The organism is Flavobacteriales bacterium, assembly GCA_016704485.1.
Lineage (GTDB): Bacteria > Bacteroidota > Bacteroidia > Flavobacteriales_F > PHOS-HE28 > PHOS-HE28.
In genome coordinates, this window is sequence record JADJAA010000001.1 from 293,767 (window position 1) to 308,495 (window position 14,729).

At 49.5% G+C, this 14,729-nt stretch carries 10 protein-coding genes and 1 tRNA gene; 3 read left to right on the forward strand and 8 right to left on the reverse strand.

Features of this window, described 5'->3' with window-relative positions; genetic code table 11:
• Positions 1-18 precede the first annotated feature (18 nt).
• Positions 19-99 (reverse strand) — tRNA-Leu (locus tag IPF95_01295).
• 328 nt (positions 100-427) lie between these two features.
• On the opposite strand from IPF95_01295, the gene IPF95_01300 reads away from it, so the two are divergent.
• Both IPF95_01300 and IPF95_01305 read left to right on the forward strand, forming a co-directional pair.
• The gene (locus IPF95_01300; protein ID MBK6473329.1) at positions 428-1,324 is read left to right on the forward strand and encodes a flavin reductase family protein; all 897 of its coding nucleotides are present in this window, start codon (positions 428-430) and stop codon (positions 1,322-1,324) included.
• A 4-nt stretch (positions 1,325-1,328) separates the two neighbouring features.
• Complete coding sequence (locus tag IPF95_01305) at positions 1,329-1,712, forward strand: DUF3127 domain-containing protein (protein ID MBK6473330.1); 384 nt, start codon at positions 1,329-1,331, stop codon at positions 1,710-1,712.
• 27 nt (positions 1,713-1,739) lie between these two features.
• Here the strand turns inward: IPF95_01305 and IPF95_01310 are convergent, their stop codons facing one another.
• Positions 1,740-2,924 (reverse strand): glycosyltransferase, encoded by a 1,185-nt coding sequence (locus IPF95_01310; protein MBK6473331.1) that lies wholly within the window; start codon positions 2,922-2,924, stop codon positions 1,740-1,742.
• On the reverse strand, positions 2,921-3,895 hold the full coding sequence (locus tag IPF95_01315; protein MBK6473332.1) for a flippase-like domain-containing protein: 975 nt from the start codon (positions 3,893-3,895) through the stop codon (positions 2,921-2,923). Before IPF95_01315 ends, IPF95_01310 begins: the two co-directional genes overlap by 4 nt.
• Between IPF95_01315 and ruvC the strand changes: the two genes are divergently transcribed.
• Positions 3,876-4,505: a crossover junction endodeoxyribonuclease RuvC gene (ruvC, locus tag IPF95_01320; GenBank protein MBK6473333.1), complete on the forward strand. Its 630-nt coding sequence runs from the start codon at positions 3,876-3,878 to the stop codon at positions 4,503-4,505. The genes IPF95_01315 and ruvC overlap by 20 nt on opposite strands.
• A 22-nt stretch (positions 4,506-4,527) precedes the next feature.
• On the opposite strand, the gene IPF95_01325 is transcribed toward ruvC, so the two are convergent.
• The 5 genes from IPF95_01325 to IPF95_01345 form a co-directional block, all read right to left on the reverse strand.
• On the reverse strand, positions 4,528-4,917 hold the full coding sequence (locus IPF95_01325; GenBank protein MBK6473334.1) for an HIT family protein: 390 nt from the start codon (positions 4,915-4,917) through the stop codon (positions 4,528-4,530).
• 2 nt (positions 4,918-4,919) lie between these two features.
• Entirely contained in the window at positions 4,920-5,390 is a 471-nt protein-coding gene (gene greA / locus IPF95_01330; GenBank protein MBK6473335.1) for a transcription elongation factor GreA, read from the reverse strand.
• A 127-nt stretch (positions 5,391-5,517) separates the two neighbouring features.
• Positions 5,518-6,573 carry a PorV/PorQ family protein gene (locus tag IPF95_01335; GenBank protein ID MBK6473336.1) on the reverse strand — a complete coding sequence of 352 codons (1,056 nt, stop codon included), beginning with the start codon at positions 6,571-6,573 and terminating at the stop codon, positions 5,518-5,520.
• A 25-nt stretch (positions 6,574-6,598) separates the two neighbouring features.
• The gene (locus tag IPF95_01340; GenBank protein ID MBK6473337.1) at positions 6,599-10,714 is read right to left on the reverse strand and encodes a T9SS C-terminal target domain-containing protein; all 4,116 of its coding nucleotides are present in this window, start codon (positions 10,712-10,714) and stop codon (positions 6,599-6,601) included.
• Positions 10,714-14,484: a carboxypeptidase regulatory-like domain-containing protein gene (locus tag IPF95_01345; GenBank protein MBK6473338.1), complete on the reverse strand. Its 3,771-nt coding sequence runs from the start codon at positions 14,482-14,484 to the stop codon at positions 10,714-10,716. Before IPF95_01345 ends, IPF95_01340 begins: the two co-directional genes overlap by 1 nt.
• Between the last annotated feature and the right edge of the window lie 245 nt (positions 14,485-14,729).

The following is a 14,729-nucleotide window of genomic DNA, read 5'->3' on the forward strand; positions in this document are numbered from 1 at the left end:
TGCATCGCCCTTTAATTGTACGGACGGGGGGACTCGAACCCCCACACCTCACAGTACTGGTTCCTAAGACCAGCGCGTCTACCATTCCGCCACGTCCGTTCGTGGTTTTGCAATAAGGGGTGCAAAGATAATGGATCCTTTGATCGCAGGACACCTTGGGAATAGATCATGTAAAAGGACCGCGATCACAAATGTGGATCCTTGAAAAACAGACCTCCTCACCCTTGTATCGATCATTTACCTTTGCGGGCAGTATTATACCATTTCATCATACAAAACCCCCCAATCTACTTGCTCTTTTTCATCGTTGCTTCCTCGAAATAATAGTTCCGTCTGCCGTACGGCAGATGCATCGATCATTTCGATTCGCCCTGATTAAAAATAGCTACGCATCTTCGGGTGCTTGTGCATAATGTAACGGTATCAGATGAAACATTTCGACACTTCGGCCCTTACCGTTCCACAGGTGCATGGCCTCTTAGTAGGCTCGATCGGTCCACGGCCCATTGCATTTGCCAGTACGGTAGATGCCGAGGGGCGACCGAACCTTAGTCCGTTCAGTTTCTTCAATTGCTTCGGTGCCAATCCCCCTACGTTGATCTTCAGCCCAGCAAGAAGGGGCCGGGACAACACTACGAAGCATACGTACCATAACGTAAAAGCGGTACCCGAAGTAGTGATCAATGTGGTGAGTTATTCAATGGTGGAGCAGACCAATGTTGCCAGTGCGGAATATCCCGAAGGAGTGAATGAATTCCAGAAAGCCGGTTTCACACCGATCGCATCAGAAAAGGTAAAACCGTTCCGCGTTAAAGAGAGCCCGGTGCAGTTCGAGTGTATCGTGAAACAAGTGATCGAGACCGGAACGGGAGGTGGAGCCGGAAATCTGGTGATCTGCGAAGTAGTGATGATCCATGTTGCGGAGAGCGTCCTTGATGAAAATGGCAGGATCGATCAACGCAAGATCGACCTGGTCGGACGCATTGGCGGCCATTTCTATACCCGTGCACACGGCGATGCGCTTTTTGAACTTCCACAGCCCACATCCGGTATCTGTGTTGGCGCGGATGCGCTACCAAAGGAAGTGCGTGAGAGTCATGTACTGACCGGTAACGACATTGGAAAACTGGCCGCTGTACTTTCCGTTCCGGATGAAACCAGTGTAAACGAATACAAGCTCACGGAGCTAAGTGATATATTTATCGACCTACAGAACAAACCCAGCGAACTACTTTCCGCATTGCATAGCCAGGCCCATCAACTTATTCTTGATGGTGAATTGGAGGATGCATGGAGAACCGTTCTCGCTTACAACGCAAGATAACACCATGGCACAAGTCACCATTACCGGAAACATCAGACAGATCGGCAACGTTCAAGAAGTTGGAGCAACGTTCAAAAAACGTGAATTGATCCTTACCGAACCAAGCGGACAGCGCAGTCAGCAGATCCCGATCGAATTCACGATGGATCGCTGCAGTATGCTCGATGGGTTCAAGGAAGGAGAAGAAGTTACTGTTGCAGCTTTTGTCAACGGCCGCGAATGGACAGGCAAGGATGGCGTAACAAAATTCTTCTTAAGCCTCGCTGGCAACCGGATCGAACGGACCGGAGCGGCCGTACCAAGTGGTGGTGGCCATCAGTCCGCACCCCCACCGACAGCTGCGGATATGCCGCCTATCGGAGGTGACGATGACGACCTGCCTTTCTAAAGCATCGTGCTTTAACACCTACGGATCTTAAACTTTTCTTCCTTTCCACATGGGTCGGATGAAAGTGGAAGCGAATGCGATGACCGGTGCGTATATGGTAAATGCGATCAGCGCAAAAAGCGGTCTGAAGAACGATCTTCGTGGTAACCGGTCCTCCTTATTGTGTTGCAGTTCGGTACTATTGAAGAAGGCTTTCATTTCTTGGGTCAACCTCAGGATCGGGAACAACCAGAGCGCCCAAGCGCCAGCGAGCAAAGCACCTGTATAAAAAAGGCTTTCACCGATACCGACATAGCGCACCACATGAAAGGTGATCGCCAATAACGCCCATGGGAAGAGCAGGATGAACAGCCCCGCAAGCATGCCGGAAAAATTGCTGTACGATCGCATTTTACCGGACCAGCGCAGTCGCTGTTGAAGGAATGCTTTCCAAGTTGCTTCAGGCTCGACGTTCACCACCGCATTTTGATCCAGTAAATACTCAATTGGAAATTGAGCCTTCTTGAATTTTTTCATGAGGAACAGGTCGTCCCCACTGGCCCAGCGGTCTTCTTTATAACCCTCTACTTGATTGAATCGCTCTTTTAGGAATGCGATATTCGCCCCATTGGCCAATATCGGATCCCCTTCAATCGCACTGCCCGCTGTTGCGGCTTGAAGCGCACATTGCTCCTCGCTTTGCAAACGACCTAGAACAGAACTATTCCCATTGGTAAGGACCGGCATCAGCACCATGGCATCATTGTTCTTCAGTTGATACTGAACCAGACTGGGCAGCCTTTCTGGCGTGCAACGAACATCCGCGTCCGATAGAAGGATCAATTCTCCGGTGGCCAGTTCCACTCCTTTCGCAATGGCTGCTTTCTTACCATATTCATTCTCCAATTGGATCAACCGTAGTTGTGACCAAGTTCGCATGAATCCCTGAACAAGCTCAACCGTGCGATCCGTGCTACCATCATCGACCACTATCGTCTCGCACAATTCCTTAGGATAGCGTTGCGCGTAGAGGTCCTGTAACAAGGGTATGATCGTAGCCGCGCCGTTGCGCACTGGTACGATCATGGTTACGCGCATATCCGTTGTTGCGCTCGGGTCATAGGGTACTTTAAGAGGATGTTTCGCGATCCGGGATCGCCAACCCTCCAATATAGCGGCTTGCGCAAAGGCGCACATAAAAACCAGTAGAACCGTGATCAACCCTACAGTCATTCAGGTAACCGTTCAGTTCGTATCCGTGCAACGAGCAATATCAAACTACCGACCAATGCAGGTAATACCACATTAATGGACCAAAGCACTGTAGTTGCGAGCAACACGGATATCTCAGCACCACCAAGCGGGGCCAACAATGCTACGGCAGCTGTGCCACGAATACCCAATTCAGTAAGCATAACCGTAGGGACCAATGTGCTTAGTAAATAGACCACCGGTACAGCAAGTATGGCATCCATCATACTGAGTCCGGAGCCGAATACCACAAGTAGCATTACATACTGTCCCGTAAAAACCACGTACCGCATTAGGCTCAGAAAAAAAACGATCAAAAGCTCAGGCCAAGCATATCCGTTCAGCACGCTCGAGGCACGCTCCAATCGTTTCAAGAATGGAACAAGTAGCAGTAATTGTCGAAGTAACGATGGATGCAGATACAACACCAACGTACCGAAGGAAACAAGCAACGTAAGCGTTAGGATGAACCATGTTACCCACCCATTGGGCCATGGGAACGGGTGATCGAGGATCCGCAGAACAACCAGCGCCAGCGCACCCATTAGTAGTGTAACAACGAATTGCGCAATGCTTCCAAGCGCTGTGGCGAAACTGCCTTTTACGCGATTCTCAGGCTTTAGAAATAGCACACGGCCCAAGAATTCACCTGTCCTGTTCGGCGTAACAAGACCAACACTGGTTCCAGCGATCGTTGCCACCAACGACCTCCAGCTCCCTATTCTTTCCACTGGGCGCAAGAGCCATCGCCATTTGTGCGACTCCAGGCTCCAGTTCACGGCCATGCACACGAGCATTACCAACAATACCCATGGTGCAATACCATCCGTACGTAAGTGGCGGAGCGCAGCTAATGCCTGCGTACCTTTCGCAGCAGAGAGCTGTGTGTATAGGAACACACTGGCAAGCAAAAAGATCCCCCAACGGAAGACTATGAGTAGTGTGCGGCCCACGGATAGCGTTTATGAACAAGACGTTGCTTCAGCCAAAAGTAGGTCCCGGCCATCGGAACGCATCATTCTTGGCATAGACCCCGGCACCACGGTGATGGGTTTCGGGGTTTTGCTGGTACAGAATTCCAAGGTTGCATTGCTGGAAGCTGGTGCCATTCGCTTTACGGTAGGAGATGACCATACGTTGAAATTACGCGCTATTTTTAAGCATGTTACCACGATAATTGCAACGCATCACCCGGACGAGCTTGCAATTGAAGCGCAGTTCTTCGGAAAGAATGTCCAGAGCATGTTGAAACTCGGACGCGCGCAAGGTGTAGCGATCGCGGCAGCATTGAACAAGGATATCTCCGTTGTGGAATATGCTCCCAAGCGTGTGAAACAAAGCATTACGGGAAACGGGAATGCCAGTAAGGAACAAGTTGCGGCGATGCTTCACAACATTTTGAACGTAAAGGAACTGCCGTCCAGTACCGATGCTACGGATGCGATCGCGGTGGCTGTGTGCCACCATTTTGCGAACAGCGGGATCGGAAGACGTTCATCTTCCCGTGGAAGCGCAAAAGATTGGAGTTCGTTCTTACGGAACAACCCGGATAGGGTCAAGTGAACACATTTCACTACTTGCTGTATCACCCGTTACGCAATCGCTCGGCCATCGCTGCTAGCTGGTCCTGCGTCAATTTCAGTTTCGGAGCGCTAAAGTCCATATCCCGTTCGCTATTGATCGGGATCAAATGAATATGTGCATGCGGCACTTCCAGACCAATTACCGCAACTCCGACGCGGTTGCATGGCACCACCGAACTTATCCTTCGTGCTACTCCTTTGGCGAACGGCAACATGCCCGCTAGAATTTCATCGTCCAGATCGAACAATCGATCCACCTCAACTTTGGGTACTACAAGTGTATGCCCTTCCTGTAATGGGTTGATATCCAAAAATGCAAAATACCGATCATCCTCTGCCACTTTATGACAAGGGATCTCTCCGGAAATTATCCGCGAAAAAATGCTTGGCATGGTCAGCGCGTTATTTCCAGCACTTCGAATTTCGTGCCTCCGGTCGGTGTGATAACTTCCGCAGTCTCCCCTACACTTTTTCCAAGCAGGCCCTTACCGATCGGAGAGGTTACGCTGATCTTGCCCAACTTAATATCCGCTTCACTTTCCGCGACCAGCGTAAAACTTCGCTCTTTGTCACTGCCCAACTGTTTCACCCTTACAGTGGTATGAATGAACGCCTTGCTTGTATCCAATTGATCGGGATCGATCACACGGGCATTTGCCACCACTTCTTCCATTTTCGCGATGCGTGCTTCCAACATGCCTTGATCCTCCTTTGCCGCGTGGTACTCCGCGTTCTCGCTCAGATCACCTTTATCTCTTGCATCGGCGATCTGCTGGCTAAGATGCGGCCGTTCCACTGAACGCAAATGGTTCAGTTCATCCAACAGCTTCTTATAGCCTTCTTCCGTATAGTATGCCGTGCTCATGTGCTATGCGTATTTTATACAACGACTTTCACGATGGGGTTCATGCAGTTTCGGAAATGCATGAACCATGGTAACAAATATAGAAGAGGACCCCGAGAGGTCCTCTTCATTACTTCTTGAAATGAGCTCACATCGCGATCCGAATACCAATGCTATGTACCCCTGAGAACGGATTGGTCGTACGGTAACCGTAGTCCAATGCGATAGAGGATTTCTTCTCCTCGCCGAACGGGAAGTCGACGCTAAGCCCACCACTTGGTCCAGTAAATACCGTTGTACGATCCGTATCGCTAGTAATACCTTCCTCATAAAGGAACCCGCCCCGCAGATGGAATATTTTCTTGAATGCATATTCGATCCCGAACACCCCTTGGTCCTTCGTAAAGGAATTGGAGGTGAACGTAGCAGCAAAGGATACACGATGCATTTCGCCCATGTTCAGATCATACGCCGCACCGATGTTCAGCATAGAAGGAATTTCGAAGTCCGCTGAGCGCTGTTCCAATGTCAACTGATCGCTGCCTTGCACCAATAGACCTTGTACGGCAAGACCATCACCTTTAAAGGCCATTGCCGGGCCAACGTTCTTAAGCGCAATACCAAAATGAACGTTGTCCGTAGGACCAGTAACATAATGAATACCGGCATCGAAGCAAACTCCTGATGTTCGCACATTCGCGATGGATTCACTGACCATCCGTACCAATATCCCTCCATGAATGCTGTTGGAGAAGCTCTTCGCATAGGACAGACCGATGTTGGCCATTGTAGGTCGGAATGTTCCAAGACCACCTTCCGGAGAATCGTAGGTCCGAACATCGATCTCACCGAACGACATCATGGTAGCCGTAAGCCCAAGTACACCTGAGGCACCCAGCTTCTGGCCTAATCCAATGCTATTGATCTTCACTCCGGAACCTTCCAACCACCGTGTGTTCGTGAACAGGACCTCTGTCTTGTTCACCATGGCAAGTCCTGCGACATTGCCATACATGGCTTCTACGCCTCGTATGGATGCGGAATTCGCCAAGCCCCAGCCAGCGGAACGCGCCCATGGGTTGATCAGCAACTGTGTGGCTCCTGCTGCACCTGCGCGATCCGGATTACCCGCCATAGCAGGTATACTGGAAAGTACTGCGATCAAGCCTACAAAAGCAGAGGACCGTTTAATAATTCGCTTCATGTCCATTTATTATTGCGTCGTCAGCTTAGAAATTCTGTAGATCCAGTGGGCGTAGTGCACCGAACCACCTCAATACGGTTTCACCTACACCCGGAACATCAATATGGCAGATGTATACTCCACCGGCGATCGGAATATTGGTACTGTTCTTCAGGGCCCAAGCCAAGTAAGTCAGATCATTGGACTTTTTGAACTTACGCACCAGCGTACCGCCAACGTTGTAGATGGAGATCGTACATTCTTCAGGTAGATTGATGAACTTCACACGATTGTCCAACCGTGTGGTCTCATAACCGCTGAAACCATAATACGGATTCGGAACAATACCGATGATGTCCAACGTTTCGTTCGCTGTCTCATCATCGCTGAGTGTAACCGCGTAATCACCGCTACCGAATTTGTACAACGGTAACCCATTGTTCAGTGGTGTTTGGATCGGATCACCGACCGCCCCCGGATATTGAACAAATGCGTTGTACGGTTTTGCCACGCTCAGTACAATATTGACATCAGTCGCCATATGAGCGAAGCTTGCATTGCGTATTGCGCTACCGACCCAAGCTACGCCACGGTAAAGGTTGATCAGATCAGCAGTTCCGCCGCTAGCGGCAAGTCCATACATGAATTGCGCTTCATCGTAGGATGGTACGCGACCCTGATTGCCGGTAAGCCTGCGATCGTTCTTATACACATAGATCCAATGGCTACCACCGAATGTTGGGTCACCGGAGTTTGTAAAAATATCCGTTCCAGGGTTCCAGATCATATCCTGACCGATGGCACCTCCCCAGAAACTATTCTCACCGAAGGCAAGGTTCAATCGCTCACCGGTCTCCAGTTCAACCGCATAGCCTGGGAACCAGCCCGCACCGGTTGGTTGGGTACCGTTCAAGGTTGCCTCCGCTTCGTTGCAACCAGGGGTGCCGCTCATACGGCCTTCTTTGTCCACGCTTGGTGAACTACGAAGTCCAAGTTTCTGCGCACCACCCATTGACAACGACGTATTCGCTTCTTCTTCAACGACCATACAGCGTGACCACTTGCTCTTATCCGAAGTAATGATCACTTGAATACTTGGTGTCTCAGAGATCTTTGATGGTGTTTGCGTAGAGCTACCTAGACTTCCAGCTCTTCCCGGCTGGAAATCGTCAATACCGGCAAGGGTCCACGGAGCCCATGTTCCACCAAGAATACTCTCGTAGATCTGATTATTGTCCTTGTTCAAACGGTCATTGTAGATCGGGAAGTCCTCGTCTGCCGTAAGCCCGGATAAGATCCAATTCACCGGGTTATTGATGCCTTCTCCATCAGGTATACCCTGTAGCCAAGGTTTCGATTGATCCGCAAATGTCATAGTACCATTACCAACGGGTAAAGTGGACAAGAACTCAGGACCCTGTGCCGTTGAGTTGTAGAACGTTTGCCCAATGCTCACCGAAATTCCCCAATCCAATAACAACTGCTCGTAATTGAGGTCTATGGTACGATCACTGGGGACGGTTTCTACACCGTCATCATCTGTTTTGGTGATGTACCAGTAGGCATCATTCAGATCACCCGGGGTAACGCTATCCTGCATCCATACCTCAAACTCCGCTTTTGGCACGGCAAGTGGATCGATCACACGCACGGCAATAGGGCCTGCACCCGGCTTGTAGCTCAACTCTCCAACGCGACCGCTTGGGCTGGACGCAATGGCATCCAAGCTGCTCTGTTCCAACTCCAATCGCAGACCACCGTTTCCTTGCCCTTCCAGGCGAGTAACCGGCATAAGGTCACCGAAGTTCGAATGTTGTACGGTTCCTCCACTTTCAGGTGATGGTTTATGCGGAATTCCGACATATGAACGGATGGACCCGAACGCTGCTTTACGACCCGCAACATAGGGCTTGCTTTGGCCGGTACCTGCACCAATGTTGTAATCTTCATAGTTATTATAGCCGTATGCAATGGCCAAGTAGTAATACGACTTGAAATTCACCAAAGCAGGGTTCCCTTGGGCAAATTTGTCCTCCACAATACGGATCGCGTGAACAACACCATTGTCCGCACCATTGACCTGTTGGGTAGGAACAGCCTGTTGCACAACATCACTATAGGTGTAGTTGATCAATTGCCCAATGCTATCCTTAATGTCACCTTGATAGACCAACCGTGCAAGGTTAATATCACCCAGGTCCGAAACACTGATGGTATTATCTCTCAACTGATACACTTTGTACCCTTGGAACGTATAGGTACGATCATAAAGGCCATTCGGACCGCTCTCCGGAATGACCGGATCAAGTTCCTCATAGGTCTCACTTTCGTTGTTGCTTCCTACTGGATTCACCAAATAAAGGATCAATTCACGGTCCAATTCCTGGATCGCTAGATCGGGCGCATCCGGACCATCAAGGATCTTGAAACAGTTATCGAACAAAGCCTGTGCTTTATCATCTGCAACGCGTAGCGGAATTACACTGGCCGCAGCACCTCCGGAAGCCGCACGGGCATAAACAACTCCAACGGTAACGTTATTGTACGCACCAGGTTCCAATGTGAACGGACCAGCGCTCTGAACAAAACGACGATCGGGAAGTGCTGGCGTTGGGGCGGTCTCCCGCCAATCGGGCTGTGGCACACAATCCGTGCCCCAACCTACTACATCCGTATCCCAAGGGAACATGTAATAGCAACGGATGGCATTCGGATCCTCTGAATATCCATTCCCTCCATAACTCTGAGGCCGACCATTCTTCCAAATACTCCGCAGATAGTTGTACCAATGTGAAGCGTTACTTGGATCGGTCAGGTTCGAGTTACCCTCACGGTTGAAGTAGATGAACGCACGCATACCGAATCGTTCGTTGTCTATCACATCATCACCATAGCCGATACCGAGACCCTTGTATGGAATACCATGTTGATCGCGTGCGATAATGCAATCAACGAACTCACCTGTATTCTCCGGCCCTGGATTATCCACGTTGTCATCATCCTGATAGGGCCCTTCGAAAAAGTCAACTCCAATTGCCGGTGGCTGAGCTCCATAACCGATACTGCTACCACCTTGGCATGTTTCATCATTGTCATCCCAATTATAGGCAAAACCTAAACCACGTTGTACATCACAACCTACGAAGTCATCATCCGGGCAACCGAGGTCCGGATCAATAAAGTGACCGAAATAGGTATTGGTCAAGGTCTGAGAACCTTGGTTGATCACCGTATAGTTGATGAAGGTCATGTTATTGATCTCATCATTGCTATTGAACGAGAAGGCCTGTGCGCGCACTTCAAGACCGATCGGTTCGCCGTTGGTCTCCGTGTGGGCGTCTCCTTTATCATTGAAGATCCAGTAGATATTATTATCTCCGAAGAGTGCTACAGGTTCATCGCGATCCTTGTTCTTGCAATCCTCAACCGTGGTATTGAATCCATAATCCGGATAATCACCTGCATACGGGTCATAGAACCCATCTCCATCCGAATCTATGAACGGGGCCAAATAAAGGTCTTGTCCTGCACTGGGGTTACCATTGGCCGGCCAATCGACAAAAGCAGTTGGAATGGAGTATCCATCAGGGAAGAGCTCCTCAATATCACAATCGGGATCATTGGAGCAATTAAAGTATTGCAGGTGTGTTTCCGCCATTGCACGGCTTGTGACATAGAACCGATCGTACTCAAGACAAACCTCGGGGGTAACCGTAGCAGCACCATCATTCGTAAGCGGTCCCGGCCAGAAGTCGTTACCATTCTGACGGTATTCTACAGCCGCGATCTTCAATTGTCCTGTAGAAGAGATCCCTCCCATCCAGAGCGCACCAGCGAAGATCGCATTCGGACCGCTGAAATCATCAGTCTTCGGAACCTCATAGCCAGAACGCGAGTTGCCCGCTCGGCGTTCCCACATGTTTCCGCCGTTCTCGATCACCGCCCTAACGTTGTTGAACGCCAACTGTGTAACCTGAGAAGCAGGCGAACACGCTGCCGCCTTTGCCACTAATGCAGGACCGGAATGTGTTGTCATTCCACCGGTAGGCGGAGGGTTCTTTGCAGAGGCGGTGAGGCCAATGCACGCGGCTAAGCTCAGTGCGAAGGTTCTGGTAGGAATTGCGCTGGTAAAGCCTTTCATGATCTGTGCTCTTTTATTCATCAGAAATCGAAACGTACCCCGAGACGAATGGTGCGGGGAGCACCGTAATTTCCTGGATCGTTCACTTTTATCGCATACAGATCACGGAATGCATCCGGGTCGATCTGTGAACGGTCTGTAAGTTGTTCGATGTAACCATCATTATTCGGTGAACCCGTATACCGGAATACATCCGTGATGTTCTGGGTGTTGAAGACATTGGTAACCACCAAGTAGACGTTCAAACTCATCTTCTTGACCTTGTCCCCTTCCTTACCACCGAATTGCACGTCAAAATTTCGATCCAACTGCATATCCGTGGAGAATTGCCAAGGCAAGCGTGAGCCGTTCAACTTACCGTCCAAGCGGTAGTTGGTGTTGCCTGCGCCTTCATTAACAACCTGGCTACTACCACTGTATGGTGTACCGCTGCCCAGTACGATCGCTGTGTTGAGACCTGTGTTGCTAAAGATCGGTTTACCGAATAGCATAGGACCGTTGTAGTCCTTCCCGGAACCATAGCGGTAATCCATGTTCAACGTGATACGATGGCGCTGATCAAAATCCAATGGGGAAATAGTTCGCAGATTTGCCTGTCCGCTATTGATCACGGCCAATCCGCTCCGTGGTCCGGAACCCGTACCATCGGCGAATTGCAAGGTATACGTGGCGCGCATCGAAATATTCCCTGTGCGTCGAAGATCGAAGGCAGCGCTGAACCCTTTTACCGTACCAAAGTCAATATTGTCATAAGAACGATAACTACGCGGCCATGCATTGTTGCGATTAACGATCTGGATCTGATCGCGAAGTTCACGATAGAACGCTGACAATTTCAACGACGACGATTTGCTCAATACTTGCTGGAATCCCAGTTCGTAGTCGATCGTTTTGGTCGGCTTCAGGTTCGGATTATTGAGTTCATTCAATGATGTCTCATAATACGCATATTCAGCGAGGTCCCCTCGGGAATAGATCGCATTCGGACGTTGCACCAATACGTCATAGTGGGCAAAGAAAACGGCTTCATCCGAGATCGGGAATGAGAAAGCGATACGCGGCATCACATTCACCGCAGGTGTGTAATCACTGAATGCTTTCTTGCTCAATTTTGAACCATCCAGATCTCCCGCAAGGCCTTTCTCTATCAAATATGGATGGATCTCCCCCGCTTCCTGAACCGAGCTACCTCCATCATTCAATTCAACTCCAGTAGCACTGTACCAGGTATCACCATCACGGTAACCTTTGATGGTGATCGCATTCGATTCATCATTCACATACACGACGAAATCATCACCGATATTGCTCGGACGATCGGCCAATTGATTCGCAATGTCCTGGTCAGGAACCACTGATCCCGCAGTGTATGCTTCCTGCATCAAATAAGGGTCGGTCAATACGTTCTGGTTGGCATCATAACGATCAACACGCACACCAACGTTAAAAATGATGTCATCAAAAGCGAACTTGTCCATCAGATAACCAGCGATGTAGATCGGCTGGAACGGTGCTTGCAGTCGTGTGAAATTGCCTTTCTCATCCTTTGCGGTAAAGAAGCTGTCGAAACTTGGCTTGGAGGTCAGGCGATTACCAACGTGGTCATAACCTGCATAATTCACCAAATTGTTACCGTTGTTGATCAACTCATCCGCAGAGAACATATCCAACGAAAATGCACTAGGATCCAATGCATCCACATTGATGAAGTCCGAACCGTTCGGATCCAAGCCCAACGAGGTTCTCAAATTGCGATCGAAATTCCGCTGATCGGAGCCAACGAGTGGTGAGAAAACGTAGAATGGTAACGGGCTGAATGGTATCTGGAAGATAGCAGTTGGAGTCTCGGTCTCATACTCCGAAGTATGGAAGTTAGCCAGCGCACGTGCACGGGTCCACAGACCAATCGGTGCAAGATCATAACGGCGCTGGGTCAATTGCTCATACTCCACACCAACACTTACCGCATGGTCACCTATATCCGCACTTCCGAGCGCTGTAAATCGGATCTGATCACTTTGGCGCTTGCGGAATTCCGCCCCATTCGGATCATCAACGAATCCGATATTGTTCCAGAGACCATATAGGTCACGTGGACGTAAGCCGTTCCAAATAACACCACGCCCTTGGGTTTCCGCAAAATTATTGTAGTACCCAACATAGTTCGGATCCTCAGGTGCACCTGGAGCACTGAAAAGGTCGCCTATAGGAAACTGCTCATGGGGTAATGCATTGAAATAGAAATTATTAATGGAGGCAAGGTCCGGATTCTGGGTGCCAGGGGTGAACGACACCAAGGTATCGCGCATTCCTACATTATTCCACCGCGCATTCAGAAAATCCAACTCGTACTGTGGAGCACTGTAAATATCGAACTTGCCCACATAGCCATAATCGAACAGGTTCTTACCGTGTACAAAGTCCTCCACGTTATTCTGATAACGCGAGTAATCCAATTGAAGGCTGTAGTAAGCGTTCTGGATGGTCGCTTTCTTCTCCTCCTCATCCGTACGGTTCACGAAGCGTTGAGTGAATTTAATGAATCCTCTGTAAGTACTCTCCTTGGTACGATAATTATTCTCCGCATTCAACAATGCATTCTTACGGTTATAATTCTGACGGTTACCGTAATCCATCGAACCACCCATGGTCAGCGTGATCGTTGGCGACGTTGTGATATCGATCTTACCCGAAGCCAGATACTTTGTCTCACCCGCGTTCTGACGTGTCTTAATGCTCTCTATATCACCTGTACGCAAGTAATCGCTGGCGTAGGTCATTGTAAAATCATCTCCTCCCGTTGAGACCAGTCGAGCGGGATTCTCCAAAAAGTCTGCACGTAAGGACGGTTTCACACGCACGTCGCCTAAATACGATGGAGAGGGATCAACAATATTGCTGTACTGTCCGCTCAGGAAGAACCCGATCAACGGCTTGTCCTTATTACCCAAACTATCCTTCTTGAATAAAATGGGACCGAACAGAGAAGCTTCAACCTGGTTGAAGGCATATTTATCGAGACCAACAATATCCGTGATATCATCTCCGACTTTGTATCCTGAAGTAAGGTATTCCAACCCACCGCTGAAGTTCCTGCTCGGACCACGCGTTGTGATATTAATGAGACCACCGGTAACGTCCCCATAGTTAGCAGGAACACCACCTGTAATTACTTGTACTTCCTCGATCGCGCTCTTTGGGAGACCAGTGCCTGCTCCAGCAGGAACTTTTACTCCATCAATATAATAGTAGGTATTCTCGCCACGTGATCCGCGAATGCTGATCTCCCCATCAGTAGTACCGGCTGTGCTTGCTCCTGCAACGGATGTTGCAATGGAAGCAGCCGAACGACCCGGCATCTTTGCAATATCCTCACGTGTAACGGTTCCACCCGATGCACCACCATCCCGCTGGATCAATGGCACATTATATTCCACTACTTCGAACTCCACCAGTTCGATACCAGAGTTCAGCGTAATGTCCAAGAACGTGATCTGGTTACTGTTAATGACCACTCCGGTCTGGCGTGATGGTTGGTATCCCGTATAAGCGATGACCACATCATATGTACCCGGATCGATCGGTTTGATGAAGTAGTTTCCATCAAAATCCGTGGAGCCGCCGGTCACCTGAGTGCCACCACGTTCTATGACCACACTAACGAACGGAAGTGGTTCCGAACTTTTCTTGTCTTTGACGGTTCCTTTTAAGCTACCAGCACCCACCTGAGCATTCACGGTGACTGCGGCACATAAGGAAATTACTACGATAGAGAATAGTCTTCTCAACATCAACGGATGGTTTTACGTCTAACTGAACTGGACAACGAGGGGGCGCTAATATAGGAAGATCTCTTTTCGCCAAAACGTTCAAAGTTCGTTGTTCGCATTGCTTTTTTTCTATAAGGTGCAATAGATCAATTGGAGAAATCCGATCGGCACACCTTGTCCCGAGGTAAAGATATCACCGATCGTGTGTGTGATCCGTTCAAAATTCGGAGCGAAATATACAGGTCCAACGCAGCTTGCTCACACAG